This is a genomic window from Micromonospora sp. URMC 107, from assembly GCF_051386315.1.
Taxonomy (GTDB): domain Bacteria; phylum Actinomycetota; class Actinomycetes; order Mycobacteriales; family Micromonosporaceae; genus Micromonospora.
Map to the genome: position 1 here is coordinate 1 of NZ_JBPQTK010000145.1, position 13,992 is coordinate 13,992.

Below are 13,992 nucleotides of genomic sequence, written 5' to 3' on the forward strand. Positions count from 1 at the left end.
CCGGCGGGGGCGGCTCCGCGACGATCAAGGGGTTTGCGCCCCGGCAACACCGGCCGAGGGCGCGAACCTCTTGATCGACAGGGTGGGCGGGGGTGCGGCGGGGAAGGAACAGGGCATGTTCGGGATCGGGAAGAAACGGGACCGGGAGGTCGAGGCGGCCCTCGACGAGCTGCGGCAGGCCGACACGGTGGCGTTCGGCGGGGTGGGGATCGCCGGCACGCTGCTGCCGGTGACCGAGGCGTACCGGCGGGTGGAGGCGGCGCTCGCGGAGGACCCCGGGGGCGTACGCGGGCAGCTCGACCGGCTGCTCACCGAGGCCACCCCGGCCGGCCGCGTCTACGCCGCCACGCTGCTGGAGCGCGCCGACCCGTCGGCCGGGCGGGCCGCCTGGGCGGCGCTGCGCGACGACCCGGCCGAGATCGGCACCTTCACCGGCTGCGTCATGGGTCGCACCACCCTGCGCGAGTACGCCACCGAGCACCTCTGGCGGGGCTGACCCCCGGCCCTCGGGAACGGGCCGGAGGGCACGCCGGGGACGGTCCCGGCGCAGGGCACGCCCAGTGACTGTTCCCTCACTCAGGCGACAGCGTGTTTCCCCAGGTGCGCGGGGTTGTTACCGTCTGCGCCGACGTACCTGGGGAGGTGGTCGGGATGAGCGGGACGATCGCATACGTGCTGGCGGCGATGGGCTGTCTGGTCGGAGTGGCGGGTCTGGTCGTGGCCGCGGTGGCCTGGAACCGGACGCGTTCCCGCCCGCAGCAACGGGCCAAGGGACCGGGCGACCCGCTGCGGGACCGGGACGCCGACGCGCTACGCGGCGACCCGCGCCGCCTGAAGCCCGGCGACATCGTCGAGATCCGGGGCGTGTCGTACGCGGTGCGCGGCTCGATCCGCCTGGTCGAGGGCGGCTGGAGCTGGGCCGAGCACCTGCTCGACGACGCCGCCGGCGTGCGGCGCTGGCTCTCCGTCGAGGAGGACCCGGAGCTGGAGCTGGTGCTCTGGGGCGCCGAGCAGGGCGCCACCGTCACCCCCGGCGCCCCGACCATCGACTTCGCCGGCCGCCGCTACAACTGGAACGAGTCCGGCCAGGCCCGCTACACCGCCGTCGGCAACACCGGTCTCGACCCGACCGGCACCATGCGGTACCACGACTACCAGGCGCCCGGCGGGGCCCGGCTCTCGTTCGAGGCGTACGGCGAGGCGGGCTGGGAGGTGGCGCTCGGTGAGCTGCTGCACCGCGGCGACGTGATGATCTACCCGCAGGCCGAGGTGGGCTGATGCTCGTCACCCTCGACGCCCCGTACGTCGACACCAGCGCCGCCGACCTCAGCCTCGCGCTCGACGACGTCGAGCGGCCCGCGCTGCACGTGCTCGACCTCGACCTGCCCGGCGACGTCCGGCTGCGGCTGCGGCTGCTCGGCGCCTCGCACCAGGTGGTCCTGCACGCGCCCGGCGCCACGCTGACCGAGACGGTCGCCTGCCTGCCCGGCCGCCCGCCCGAGCTGCCGCCGGCGGTGCGGGACGAGGCGGGCGGCTACCACTTCACCGCGACCGTGCTGCGGCCCGCCGGCACCGGGCTCAGCGAACAGGTCGCCGCGCTCCGGGCCGACCTGGCCGACGACCCGTACGCGCTGGTGGGCGTGTTCCCCGGCGACGCCGACGCGGTGACCGCGCTGGCGGTCCGCCCCGACCCGCCGGCCGGCACCCTCGCCTGGCGCACCTGGCACGCGTATCCCCAGACCAACGAGCTGGTCCTGACCGAGACGGTGGTGGCACTGCGATGACGTACCGACGCTGGTTCGTGGTGGGGGTGGCGTTCGCCGTCATCGGCGCCCTGGTCGCCGCCTTCGCCATCTTCTACGGCAGCTTCTCCCCGCGCGGCTACGTGGAGGACAGGTACAGGCGGGCGGCGAGCCACGACATCGGCCGCAACGCCGTCGCCTACACCTCGCCCCGCTCGCCCAGTCAGGTGGCGAAGGAGGTCACCGACGCGTGGCAGCCCGCCGACCAGTACGTCGACGGCAGCGGCGTCTACCTGCGCTACGACGACGACTCGGTGGTGATCCTGCCGATCGCCGCCGGCTCGGTGATCCTGCTGGAGCGCATGAGCACCGCCTACCCCCGCTACCACTCCACGGTCGGCTCCCACTGGGGCTGGGGCCGTGGCAGCACCGTCCGGGGCGGCGGCCCCGGCAGCGGCAAGTGACGCACCGACCCCCCTCACCCTGGAGCCTCCTGTGCAGACCCTCGTCACCGATCTGCTGGTCACCCTCGCCTACGGGGCGGTCGGCGTCCTGCTGATGGGCATCGGCTACGTCCTGGTGGACCTCGCCACCCCCGGCCGGCTCAACCAGCTGATCTGGACCGAGCGCAACCGCAACGCGGCGCTGCTGCTCGCTTCCAACCTGGCCGGCGTCGGCATCATCGTGGTCGCCGCGATCGCCGCCAGCGACGACGACTTCGCGCTCGGCATCGTCGGCGCGTCCGCGTACGGGATCCTCGGCCTGGTCATCATGGCGGCGGCCTTCGTGCTGCTCGACGTGGCGACGCCGGGCAGGCTCGGCGAGATCCTCGTCGACCAGCAGCCGCACCCGGCGGTCTGGGTCTCCGCCGTCGTGCACCTCGCCACCGGCGCGATCATCGCCGCCGCGATCAGCTGATGGCCACGGCGAAGAAGCCCGCCGGGCAGCCACCGGCGGGCGGAAGCGCGACCAAGAGCGGCAGCGCGACCAAGAGCGGCAGCTGGATCATCTGGGCGGTCGTCGCCGGGTTCTTCCTGTGCTGCGTGGGGATCGGCGTGGTCAACGGCGACGACGGAGGCGACGACGTGCTGCCCCCGACGGCGCAGGAACGCGGCGACACCGTGCCCATCCTCCAACGCTCCAGCGACAGCCAGGGCATCTGCTACGGCTGGGTGCTCCAGGACTACTACCGGTACACCGATCTCAGCGTCGGGTCGAACCTCGGCGACGGGGTGGCGGTCGAGGAGAACGCCGCCTGCCCGCGCTGGGTGCAGGTGGTCGCGCGGGTCGCCTACACCTCGGAGAGCAGCGAGAGCAACGACTTCGCCCGCATCAGGGTGGAGACGTCCGACGACGTCTCCGCCACGGCCCGCCTGAGGATGCAGGACGGGCTGGAACGGCTCGGGCTGACCGAGGACGCCTTCGTCGACGAGCCGGGCTGGGCCGTCACCCGGGCCGCCGTCTCGCTGCCGTTGCTCGCCGCCGAGGCGGGGGTGGTGGAGCCGGCTCCGACCCCGGCAGCCGCGACAGCCGAGCCGTCGCCGCTGCCGGAAATTCGGAGCGACCTCTGGCGTGACCGCTGGGGCTACTTCCTCGCCGCGTTCGGCCTGCTGCTGTTCACCGCGCTGCTGTTCGCCGTCGGCTTCTGGCAGCGCGGCCGCCAGCGCCGCAAGGAGGCCGAGGGGCAGGGGACCGCGCGGGTGAGGGCCGCCGGGCGTACGCCGGAGGGTCGGTGACCGTCGACGCGCCGGCACCCGCGCGGTGGCGGCTGTCCCGCGCGGCGGTGCTCGTCGCGGTCTTCGTCTGCGCCGCCTGCGGCCTGGTCTACGAGCTGGCCCTGGTCGCCCTGGGCAGCTACCTGATCGGGGACACGGTCGGGCAGGCGTCGATCGTGCTCGGCGTGATGGTGTTCGCGATGGGCGTCGGCGCGCTCGCCGCCAAGCCGTTGCAGCCCCGGGCCGCCGCCGCGTTCGCGGCGATCGAGCTGGCCCTGGCCCTGCTCGGTGGCCTCTCCGTGCTCGGCCTCTACGCGGCCTTCGCGTGGCTGGACCTCTACGGCCCGGCGCTGATCGGCACAGCCTTCGTGCTCGGTCTGCTGATCGGCGCGGAGATCCCGCTGCTGATGGTGCTGCTGCAACGCATCCGGGAGCAGGCCGCCGGCAGCGCGGTGGCCGACCTGTTCGCCGCCGACTACGTCGGCGCGCTGCTCGGCGGGCTGGCCTTCCCGTTCCTGCTGCTGCCGGTCTTCGGCCAGCTCAAGGGGGCGTTGGTGGTCGGCGCGGTGAACGCCGTCGCCGGTCTCGCGCTGGTCTGCACGGTCTTCCGTCGCGAGCTGAGCCGCCGGGCCCGCGTCGCGCTCGGCGCCGGAAGCGTCGTGGTCTTCCTCAGCCTCGGGTACGCGTGGGTGACCGCGCACGACTTCGAGCTGACCGCCCGCCAGCAGCTCTACCGGGATCCGGTGGTGCACGCCGAGCGCAGCCGGTACCAGGAGATCGTGCTCACCCGCTCGGTCGCCGAGACCGGCCGCGCCGGCACCGACCTGCGGCTCTTCCTCAACGGCGACCTCCAGTTCAGCTCCGTCGACGAGTACCGCTACCACGAGGCGCTGGTGCATCCGGTGCTGAACGGCCCGCGTGGCGAGGTGCTGGTGCTCGGCGCCGGGGACGGCCTCGCCGTACGCGAGCTGCTGCGCTACCCGGACGTCCGGCGGATCACGGTGGTGGACCTGGACCCGGCGGTGGTGGCGCTGGCCCGCAGCGAGCCGCAGCTGCGCCGGCTCAACGGCGGGGCGCTCGACGATCCCCGGGTGCGGGTGGTGCACGCCGACGCGTTCTCCTGGCTGCGTACCGCCGCCGACCGGTTCGACGCGGTGGTGGCCGACCTGCCCGACCCGGACGAGACGGCCACCGCCAAGCTCTACACGGTCGAGTTCTACGCGCTGGTGCGGGCGGTGCTCGCCGAGGGCGGCCGGCTGGTCGTGCAGTCCGGCTCGCCGTACTTCGCGCCCCGGTCGTACTGGTCGATCGAGGCGTCGCTGCGCGAGGCGGGCTTCGCCACCACGCCGTACCACGTGGACGTGCCGTCCTTCGGCGACTGGGGTTTCCTGCTGGCCGCCCCCGGCCCGACCGCGCCCGCCCTGGCCCTGCCGCCGGACGCGCCCGCGCTGCGCTTCCTCGACGTGGCGACGCTTTCCGCCGCCGGGTCCTTCCCCGCCGACCGCCGCCGGGTGGACGTGCCGGCCTCCACCCTGCTCCAGCCCCGCGTGCTGGAGTACGCCCGCGCGGAGTGGCGCGGCTACTGACACGCCGCCCGCGGCCCGCCGGTCGCCCGCCGTCCGGCGGGTCGGTGTCCGTCTGACGTGCCCGAGTGGCTCGACCTGGATACGGTGTGACCGCGATCTAGGGAAGGAGAATCATGGTCGATTCCCACAACACGCCGGCCCGCACCCGGCCGGGTGTGGTGACCATTTCCACGTATCTGCTGTGGCTGTTCGCGCTCACCCAGCTGATCGGCCTCATCATCACGCTCGCCACCGTCGGCACCATCTCTGAGGTGCTCGACGACGCATACCGGGGCACCGACGCCAACGGCACGCAGAACCTGGCGGACATCACCACGATGATCACCATCGGTGGCGCCGTCTTCGTGCTGCTGATCGCGGTCGTGCTGGCCGTGCTCGGGGTGTTCAACAACCGGGGCAGCAACGGGTCGCGGATCACCACCTGGGTGCTCGGCGGCATCATGGTCTGCTGCACGGGCGGCGGGCTGGCCAGCGGCCTGGGCGGTGGCATGGGCACCGGTCAGACGACCGGCGACGGGCCGAGCCCGGAGGAGATCCAGCGCCGTCTCGACGAGGCGCTGCCCAGCTGGTTCAACCCGGTCACCACGCTGCTCGGCGTGCTCGGACTGCTCGCGCTGCTCGCCGCGCTGATCCTGCTGGCGCTGCCGAAGGCCAACGAGTTCTTCCGCAAGCCGAAGCAGGCGTGGGAGCCGCCGGTCCCGGGCGCGTCCTACCCGCAGACCGGACAGCCCGGCTACCCGCAGACCGGCCCGGCCGGCCAGCCCGGCTACCCGCCCACGCCGGGGTATCCGTCGACGCCGGGACAGTCGCAGGCCCCCGACCAGCCGGGCTACCCGCCGGCCCCGGGCAGCCAGCCGCCGTCCGCTCCGTACGGCGGTGGCCAGCCTGGGTCGAACCCGGGTGGCGAGCAGCCCGGATCGGACCGTCCCGGCCCGACCCCGCCGCCGGTGAGTTGACCGGTCGACGACAGCGACGCCGACGGTCCCTCCGAGTAGGTTGCCACTTGACGCCTACCGGAGGGACCCGTCGTGTCGTACCCCGATAGGGCACCGGCCCGCCGCCCGGCCGTGGTCACGGCGGCCGTGGCGGTGCTGGCGCTGATGGCGGTCGCCGCCCTCGCGTACGCCGCCGCCGGTGTGGCGACGCGGGGCGGCACCGTCGACCGGTTCCGGGTCGCCGCCGACGGCACCTCGGCGCGACCGGACCAGATCGACCGGATGGTCACCCTGCTGGGCGTGTCCACCGTGCTGACGGCGGTGGTGAGCCTGCTCGCGGGGCTGCTCCTCGGCGGTCTCGCCCTCGGCCTGCGGGCCGGGCGGGACGGCGCCCGCACCGCGACCTGGGTGGTCTCGGGGCTGGGGCTGATCGCCGGGTGCTGCGGGCTGGCGCTGGTGGTCGGCCAGCGTGCCACCCCGCTCGGGTCGGGTGAGGACGACCGGGCGACGGCGGAGCTCTTCGGCATCCTCGCCGACGCCTACCCGTCCTGGTGGATCCCGCTGGGCGCGGGTCTTTCCGTCGGCCAGGTGCTCGGTTACCTTGTGGTAGCCGTGCTGCTGGCACTGCCGGCGGCGAGCGCCTGGTTCCGCCGGCGGCCCGCGCCGTCCACCCCGCACCACCCTCCGGCGTTCCCCGCGCCGCCACCCGCTCAGCCCCCGCACCAGCCGCCCTGGGCGCCGCCCGCGCCCCCGCACCAGCCGAGGTGAGGACCGCCCGTGACGCTCGACCAGTCGACCAGCGAGCGGCGGGCCCTCATCACGGGAGCGACCGCCGGCATCGGCGCCGCCTTCGCCCGCCGGCTGGCTGCCGACGGCTGGCACCTGGTGCTGGTGGCCCGGGACGCGGCCCGGCTGGCCGCGACGGCCGCCGAGCTGACCGGGCGGCACGGCCGGGAGGTCGAGACGCTCCCGGCCGACCTGTCCACCGACGACGGTTGCGCGACGGTGGAGCGGCGGCTGGCCGAGGGGGCACCGGTCGGGTTGCTCGTCAACAACGCCGGGATCAGCCTGAACACCCCGTTCCTGCGGTCGTCCGCCGAGGACGAGGCGCGGCTGCTGCGGCTCAACGTGCACGCCGTGATGCGGCTGACCCTCGCCGCCCTGCGTCCGATGACCGAGCGGCGCTCCGGGGCAGTGATAAATGTCTCTTCGGTTGCGGGATTCGGCGCGGTCATGCCGGGATCGACATACTCCGCCAGCAAGGCGTGGGTCACCAACTTCAGCGAGTCCGTCGGCCAGTCCGCCCGGCCCTTCGGCGTACGCGTGATGGCGCTATGCCCCGGCTACACCCGTACTGAGTTCCACGAGCGCGCCGGCATCAACATGTCGAAGACGCCGGAGTGGATGTGGCTGCGGGCCGACGACGTGGTCGACGAAGCCCTTCGTGACCTGCGGAAAGGCAAGCTGGTCAGCGTTCCCGCGTGGAAGTACAAGCTCGCCGTGGCGGGCCTGCGGCACGCGCCCCGGCGGCTGCTGGAGCGGGTGTCCCGGGACACCCGCGGCCGGATCGGCCGCGACGCCGGCTGAGTGCCCGATCGGGGCCGGCTCGCCCCGTCGACCCTCGTCGATTGCCCGCTTTGCCCGGCTGAACGGTCGCTCAGCGTAGCCAGGCATCGCCACCCGTCGGTCGCCCCCAGGGCTGACCCGGGTGGACCCCACACACGACTCCCAGACTTGAGCAGTACCCTCTATCGGCATGGGGGACCACGACGACCTGCGTAAATTCATCACTGACCTGGCGGTGGTCCACGGCCGGGTAGTGCTCTCCTCGGGTCGCGAGGCCGACTGGTACGTCGATCTACGTCGCGTCACGCTCCATCACGAGGCCGCTCCGTTGGTGGGGCGCGTGATGCGTGACCTGACGGCCGACTGGGAATACGAAGCGGTGGGCGGGTTGACCCTCGGCGCCGACCCGGTGGCGCTGTCGATGGTGCACGCCGCGTCCGGGACAGGCCGCCCGGTGGACGCGTTCGTGGTTCGCAAGACAGGCAAGACGCACGGGCTCCAGCGTCGGATCGAAGGGCCGGACGTGACCGGCCGGCGGGTGTTGGCGGTGGAGGACACCTCCACCACCGGGGGAAGTGTGTTGACGGCGGTCGAGGCCCTTCGCGAGGTAGGGGCCGAGATCGTGGGTGTGGCGGTTATTGTTGATCGAGGCGCCGGCGACGCGGTGCGAGCCGCCGGACTGCCGTATCGGGCGGCCTATACGTTGGCTGACCTCGGCCTTGTGGCGTAAAAGTCTGCCGATTCGGATCCGCCGATATGCAGGCGGATCGATGCTGCTGGTGGAAGGATGGAATACGTGGGAACTGCGTTGGCTGAAATGACTATGCCTCAGATCTCGCCGCTTGCCGGCGAGCCGATCGAACGTGCCGATGCCGAGCGTCTCGCGGGGGTCCTCAAGGCCCTCGCCGACCCCGCTCGACTTCGGCTGCTCAGCCTGATCCAGTCGGCGCCCGAGGGCGAGGCGTGCGTGTGCGACCTGACCGCGCCCCTCGGCCTCTCGCAGCCGACGGTCAGTCACCACCTGCGTATCCTCACCGAGGCCGGCTTGCTGGAGCGGGAGAAGCGCGGTGTCTGGGCCTACTACCGGCTGGTGCCGACGGCGATCGCCACGATCGCCGATCTGCTGACCCCGCCGCGCAAGCGCGCCACCAAGAAGGCGCGCTGACCTTCACCGATCGTCCGGTGCCATCCCCGACCGGGGACGGCGCCGGACGGCCGGTCGGTCAGTGCTTGCCGTAGTGCTCGCGGGTCTCCCGGATCGCCTCCTCGGCGGCGGCCCGCTCCTGCGGGGTGGTGCCACGTCTGGCGGCCATCCACGCCCGGAGCAGTTCGACGGCGATCGGGATGACCGAGATCAGCACGATGCCGATCAGGATCATCTCGATGTTCGCCTTGACGAACGGGATCTGGCCGAGGAAGTAGCCGAGCACGGTCACGCCCGTGCCCCAGAGCACGCCGCCGATCACGTTGTAGATCACGAACGTGCGATAGTTCATCCGGCTGACCCCGGCGACGATCGGCGTGAACGTCCGCACGATCGGCACGAAGCGGGCCAGCACGATGGAGCGCGCGCCGTACTTCTCGAAGAACTCGTGCGCCTTAAGCACGTTCTCCTGCTTGAACAGCCTCGAGTTCGGCCGGCGGAACAGCGCCGGGCCGACCTTGCGGCCGAACGCGTACCCGACCTGGTCGCCGGCGATCGCCGCGATGGTGATGAGCAGGCAGACCAGCCACAGCGGGTAGGTGATGTACTTCCCGTCCGCCGTGAGCAGCCCCGCCGTGAACAGCAGCGAGTCGCCCGGCAGGAAGAACCCGATCAGCAGGCCGGACTCGGCGAAGACGATCACCAGGATGCCGATCAGCCCGAACGTCGAGATCAACACCTCTGGATCGAGCCAGCTCGGCCCCAGGGCCAGGGTGGTGGTGGGCGTCGGCACGAGGCGACCTCCGATGTATGCCGGTCGGTGACGGAACGTCCGTAGTCTAGGTGGCTGCCCGCGGTGCCGGTGCTCGACGTCACACCGGTGCGCTGCCGGGCCGGCTCAGCGGGGTGCGACGACGAGCGTCCGCATCGTCGACCGGGTCGTGGCCGGCGAGCGCCCGGGCGAGCAGGGCCGACGGCGGGCCGGCGTGCTGGGCGGCGGGATCCCACGGGCCGGCGGTCGCCGGGGTGGACCCGAACCGCCCGGCCGGCTCGTAGAACGCCTCGTAGGTCACGGCCGGCGACCCTACCCGCGGCCACCGACGGCCGACGGCGCCGGCGCCGGGTGTCACAGCCGGGGGTCGACCGGCTCGGACTCGCAGGCCAGGATCGCGAAGACCAGCTCGTGCCGGCGCCACAGCGGAGCACCCGCGACCAGCGCGTCCAGCGCCGCCAGCCCCAGCCCGTGCTCGCGCAGCGCCAGCCCCCGCTTGCGCCCCAGCGACCGGCGACGCAGCGCGGCGAGCTGCTCCGGCTCGTCGTACCCCGGGCCGTAGATGATCCGCAGGTACTCCCGGCCCCGGCACTTGATGCCCGGCTGGAGCAGCGAGCCCCGCTCGGTCCGGGCGGCCGGGCCGGCGTACGGCTTCACGACCATGCCCTCGCCCCCGGCCGCCGTCAGCGCCAGCCACCACTCGGTGGCCGCCGCCTCGGCGGCCGGATCGGCCAGGTCGACGACCTGCCGACGGGTCGGCGTGAAGAACTCCGGGTCGGCGGCGCAGAGCCGGTCGGCCAGCCCGAGGTGCCAGCCGTGGTCCCGGTCGGCGTAGCTGGCCTTAGCGCCGGCCAGCACCGCGAACGGGGCCAGGGTCACCCCGCGCAGCCCGTCGGTCGGCCCCACGTACGCCCGGTAGGCGTCCGAGTAGGCCAGGATCTCGTCCCGGCGTCGGGCCGTCCGGTCGCGCAGCGCGTCCACGGGCAGGCCCCGACCGGCCGCGGCCTCCAGCGCGGCCAGCGCCGCCGGGAGCGCGGCTCGACCGGCTGCGCCGACTCCGGCGTACTGCTCGCGGATCAGCCCACCCGCCTTGGCCGACCAGGGCAGCAGCTCGCAGTCGAGCAGCAGCCAGTCGGTCCCCAGCTCGTCCCAGAGCCCCGCCCCGCCGACCGCCGCACGCACCCGGTCGAGCAGTTCCGTGTCGAGCGGCGCGCCGAAGAACGGCCGACCGGTGCGGGTGTGCACCACCCCGCCGCCCGGACCGAACGACCCGCCGTCGGGCTCCCGGCAGACGAGCACCACCGCCCGCGAGCCCATGTGCTTCTCCTCGCAGACCACCCGGTCCACGCCCGCCGCGCGGTAGTCGGCGAACGCCTGCGCCGGGTGCTCCAGGAAGCCGCCCGCCGTGGCCGTCGAGCAGGGCGCCATCGTCGGTGGGAGCCAGGCCAGCCAGCGCGGGTCGACCGCGAAGCGGCTCATCACCTCCAGCGCGGCGGCGGCGTTCTCCGCCGGCACGGTCAGCGACCCGTACGCGTGCTCGATGTGCCGTCGGCCGGTCACGTCGGTCAGCTCCAGCACCTGGTCGGGCCGGGCCGGAGCGGCGGCCAGCGGCCGGACCGGGGCGTACCACTCCCGCTCCGCCGGCACCGACACCAGGTCCTTCTCCGGGTAGCGCAGCGCGGTGAGCCGGCCGCCGAAGACGCAGCCGGTGTCGACGCAGATGGTGTTGTTCACCCACTCCGGCACGGCGGCGGGGGTGTGCCCGTAGACCACCATCGCCGAGCCCCGGTACTCCCGCGCCCACGGGTAGCGCACCGGCAGCCCGTACTCGTCGGTCTCGCCGGTGGTCTCGCCGTAGAGCGCGAACGAGCGCACCCGGCCCGACGCGCGGCCCTGGTAGGCCTCCTTCAGCCCGGCGTGCGCGACCACCAGCCGGCCGCCGTCCAGCACGAAGTGGCTGACCAGGCCGTCGATGAAGGTCGCCACCTCGGCCACGAAGGCGTCCGGCTCCGCCGCCAGCTGCTCCATCGTCTCGGCCAGCCCGTGGGTGAGCCGCACCTCGCGGCCGCGCAGCCGGCGCAGCAGCTTCTGCTCGTGGTTGCCGGGCACGCAGATCGCGTGCCCGGCGGCGACCATGCCCATCACCAGGCGGAGCACGCCGGGGGAGTCCGGGCCGCGGTCCACCAGGTCACCGACGAAGACGGCGGTACGCCCCGACGGGTGCGTGGCGTCCACCGGCCGGCCCCGCTCGTCGTGGCGCAGCTCCCAGCCGAGCCGGACGAGCAGCGCCTCCAGCTCGGCGCGGCAGCCGTGCACGTCGCCGACGATGTCGAACGGCCCGGTCAGCTCCCGCCGGTCGTTGAAGAGCTTCTCGTAGCGGACCTCCGCGGCGTCGATCTCCTCGACACCGCGCAGCACGTGCACCTTGCGGAAGCCCTCCCGGGCCAGCTGCCCGTACGACCGGCGCAGGTCGCGCTGCATCCGGGCGAGCACCTGCCGGCCGAAGGTGCGGTCGGCGCGGCCCTCGGTGCGTTCCCAGGCCAGCGCCTCGGGCACGTCCAGCACGACGGCCACCGGCAGCACGTCGTGCTCGCGGGCCACCCGCACCAGGGCGGCCCGGGCGTGCGGCTGGAGGTTGGTCGCGTCGACCACCGTGAGCCGACCCCGGCGCAGCCGCGTGGCGGCGACGTGGTGCAGGGCGTCGAAGGCGTCGGCGGAGGCGGACTGGTCGTTCTCGTCGTCGGCGACCATCGCCCGGAACGCGTCCGAGGAGAGCACCTGGCTGGGCGCGAAGTGCCGGCGCGCGAAGGTGGACTTGCCGGAGCCGGAGACGCCGACGAGTGCGACCAGGGCCAGCTCGGGGATGTCGAGGGTGGTCACGGGTTCTCCTTCCGGGTCAGCACGACGAGCTGGGTCGGGGTGCCGACTTCGGGATCGTCGTCGCCGATCCCGCCGATCGCGGCGGTGTAGCCGTACGTGGTGGACACCCGGTCGACCCACGCGGCGAACTCCGCGCGGGTCCACTCGAAGCGGTGGTCGGCGTGCCGGAACCGCCCGGCGGGCAGCCCCTCGTAGCGGACGTTGTACTCGACGTTCGGCGTGGTCACCACGACGGTGGCCGGCCGGGCGTGACCGAGCACGGCGTCCTCCAGGGCCGGCAGCCGGGGCGGGTCGACGTGCTCGATCACCTCCATCAGCACCGCCGCGTCGTACCCGCGCAGCCGGTCGTCCCGGTAGGTCAGCGCGGACTGCCAGAGCCGGATGCGGTCCCGCTGCCGCTCGGGCAGCCGGTCCAGCCGCAGCCGCCGCGCGGCCAGGGTCAGCGCGTGCGTGGACACGTCGGTGCCGACGATCTCGGTGAACCGGCGGTCGCCGACCAGCGCGGCGAGCAGGGCACCGCCGCCGCAGCCGAGGTCCAGCACCCGGCTCGCACCCGCCTCGACCAGCGCGCCGAGCACCGCCTCCCGCCGGCGCGCGGCCAGTGACGCCCGGCGGGCCGTGACCTGCCCGCCCTCCACGGTCGCCTCGTCCACGGCGGCCTCGTCGGCGGCCGGCTCGTCGGTCGGCCGCCGCTCCGCGAGACGGGCCAGGGCCAGCCCGGCCAGCGCCCGCCGGTGCGCCAGGTAGCGGCGGGTGATCACGTCGCGCTCCGGGTGGTCGGCCAGCCAGCCCTCGCCGGCCCGGAGCAGCTTGTCGACCTCGTCCGGCGCGACCCAGTAGTGCTTCGCGTCGTCGAGCACCGGCAGCAGGACGTAGAGGTGGTTGAGCGCGTCGGCGACGCGCAGCGTGCCGGTCAGCGTCAGGTCGACGTACCGGCTGTCGCCCCACTCCGGGTGCCGCTCGTCGAGCGGGATCGGGGCGGCGGTGACCGCCCAGCCGAGCGGGCCGAACATCCGGACCGCCACGTCCGCGCCGCCCCGGCAGCGCAGCACCGGCACCCGCACCTCCAGCGGGATCGGCGTACGGGCCAGCTCGGGGCGCTCACGGGACTCGCCCCGCAGGGCCGAGCGGTACACCTTGGACAGCGCGGAGGAGAGCAGGCTGGACGCCGCGTAGGGCCGGTCGTTGACGTACCGCCCGAGGGTGAAGCTGTCCGGGGTCGGGGCCTGCTGCCGGCCGCGGCCCTTGCCCCGCGCGCCCGCCAGGCGCAGCGGGTCGACGTCGAGCAGCAGGGCGGCGGTGCACCGCCGCTCGCCCGCCTCCGGATAGAAGACGTGCGCGGTGCCGACCGGCACGTCGAAGGAGTGCGCGCGGTCGGGGTGCTTGACCAGCAGGTGCCCGAGGTCGGTGGCCGGCCGGTGCGTGGTGGTCAGGGTGAGCAGCACGCGCCCATGGTCTCAGCCGCGTCGATCTTGCGTCGTCCCGTTTTTGCTCGTTCGCGGGTGGGGTTTCCGGGGGAGCCCCGCCCGCTCCGGGCGGTCAGGCTTGATCCCTGCGCGGGCGAGGCTCCCCCGGAAACCCCGTGGTGGTCCGGGTTCGTCCGGTCGTGTCGGTCCCGGCGCCAGTGGGGGCGCGGGCGGTCGGGGTTGGGC

16 protein-coding genes are annotated in these 13,992 nt (G+C 73.9%); 12 read left to right on the plus strand and 4 right to left on the minus strand.

Annotated features, from left to right (window positions below; translation table 11 throughout):
* Positions 1 to 115: 115 nt before the first annotated feature.
* The 12 genes from ACSNN9_RS24450 to ACSNN9_RS24505 all read left to right on the plus strand — a co-directional run bounded on the left by ACSNN9_RS24450 (position 116) and on the right by ACSNN9_RS24505 (position 8,709).
* On the plus strand, positions 116 to 496 hold the full coding sequence (locus tag ACSNN9_RS24450) for a hypothetical protein (RefSeq protein WP_436675571.1): 381 nt from the start codon (positions 116 to 118) through the stop codon (positions 494 to 496).
* A 155-nt stretch (positions 497 to 651) separates the two neighbouring features.
* Entirely contained in the window at positions 652 to 1,278 is a 627-nt protein-coding gene (locus ACSNN9_RS24455; RefSeq protein WP_436675572.1) for a DUF4178 domain-containing protein, read from the plus strand.
* Entirely contained in the window at positions 1,278 to 1,784 is a 507-nt protein-coding gene (locus tag ACSNN9_RS24460) for a DUF2617 family protein (RefSeq protein WP_358082789.1), read from the plus strand. Before ACSNN9_RS24455 ends, ACSNN9_RS24460 begins: the two co-directional genes overlap by 1 nt.
* Positions 1,781 to 2,206 (plus strand): DUF4247 domain-containing protein, encoded by a 426-nt coding sequence (locus ACSNN9_RS24465; protein WP_436675573.1) that lies wholly within the window; start codon positions 1,781 to 1,783, stop codon positions 2,204 to 2,206. Before ACSNN9_RS24460 ends, ACSNN9_RS24465 begins: the two co-directional genes overlap by 4 nt.
* A 31-nt stretch (positions 2,207 to 2,237) precedes the next feature.
* Positions 2,238 to 2,660, plus strand: a complete 423-nt coding sequence (locus ACSNN9_RS24470; RefSeq protein ID WP_436675574.1) for a DUF350 domain-containing protein — start codon at positions 2,238 to 2,240, stop codon at positions 2,658 to 2,660.
* An 89-nt stretch (positions 2,661 to 2,749) separates the two neighbouring features.
* Entirely contained in the window at positions 2,750 to 3,478 is a 729-nt protein-coding gene (locus ACSNN9_RS24475) for a hypothetical protein (RefSeq protein ID WP_436675583.1), read from the plus strand.
* A complete protein-coding gene (locus ACSNN9_RS24480; protein WP_436675575.1) occupies positions 3,475 to 5,043 on the plus strand; it encodes a polyamine aminopropyltransferase in 1,569 nt (522 codons plus the stop codon). Before ACSNN9_RS24475 ends, ACSNN9_RS24480 begins: the two co-directional genes overlap by 4 nt.
* A 113-nt stretch (positions 5,044 to 5,156) precedes the next feature.
* Positions 5,157 to 5,999, plus strand: a complete 843-nt coding sequence (locus tag ACSNN9_RS24485) for a hypothetical protein (protein WP_436675576.1) — start codon at positions 5,157 to 5,159, stop codon at positions 5,997 to 5,999.
* A 72-nt stretch (positions 6,000 to 6,071) separates the two neighbouring features.
* Positions 6,072 to 6,746, plus strand: coding sequence for a hypothetical protein (locus tag ACSNN9_RS24490; protein ID WP_436675577.1), 675 nt, complete (start codon positions 6,072 to 6,074; stop codon positions 6,744 to 6,746).
* Positions 6,747 to 6,755: 9 nt separating this feature from the next.
* Positions 6,756 to 7,565, plus strand: a complete 810-nt coding sequence (locus tag ACSNN9_RS24495; protein WP_436675578.1) for an SDR family NAD(P)-dependent oxidoreductase — start codon at positions 6,756 to 6,758, stop codon at positions 7,563 to 7,565.
* Positions 7,566 to 7,734: 169 nt separating this feature from the next.
* Complete coding sequence (pyrE, locus tag ACSNN9_RS24500; RefSeq protein WP_436675579.1) at positions 7,735 to 8,274, plus strand: orotate phosphoribosyltransferase; 540 nt, start codon at positions 7,735 to 7,737, stop codon at positions 8,272 to 8,274.
* Between the two features lie 57 nt (positions 8,275 to 8,331).
* A complete protein-coding gene (locus ACSNN9_RS24505) occupies positions 8,332 to 8,709 on the plus strand; it encodes an ArsR/SmtB family transcription factor (RefSeq protein WP_007073957.1) in 378 nt (125 codons plus the stop codon).
* Positions 8,710 to 8,767: 58 nt separating this feature from the next.
* Here the strand turns inward: ACSNN9_RS24505 and ACSNN9_RS24510 are convergent, their stop codons facing one another.
* From ACSNN9_RS24510 to ACSNN9_RS24525, 4 genes are all read right to left on the minus strand, one after another.
* Entirely contained in the window at positions 8,768 to 9,481 is a 714-nt protein-coding gene (locus ACSNN9_RS24510) for a DedA family protein (RefSeq protein WP_334604555.1), read from the minus strand.
* Positions 9,482 to 9,560: 79 nt separating this feature from the next.
* Positions 9,561 to 9,761: a hypothetical protein gene (locus ACSNN9_RS24515; RefSeq protein ID WP_436675580.1), complete on the minus strand. Its 201-nt coding sequence runs from the start codon at positions 9,759 to 9,761 to the stop codon at positions 9,561 to 9,563.
* 53 nt (positions 9,762 to 9,814) lie between these two features.
* Complete coding sequence (locus ACSNN9_RS24520) at positions 9,815 to 12,340, minus strand: polynucleotide kinase-phosphatase (protein ID WP_436675581.1); 2,526 nt, start codon at positions 12,338 to 12,340, stop codon at positions 9,815 to 9,817.
* Positions 12,337 to 13,785 carry a 3' terminal RNA ribose 2'-O-methyltransferase Hen1 gene (locus ACSNN9_RS24525; RefSeq protein WP_436675582.1) on the minus strand — a complete coding sequence of 483 codons (1,449 nt, stop codon included), beginning with the start codon at positions 13,783 to 13,785 and terminating at the stop codon, positions 12,337 to 12,339. The genes ACSNN9_RS24520 and ACSNN9_RS24525 overlap by 4 nt, the downstream gene beginning before the upstream one ends.
* Between the last annotated feature and the right edge of the window lie 207 nt (positions 13,786 to 13,992).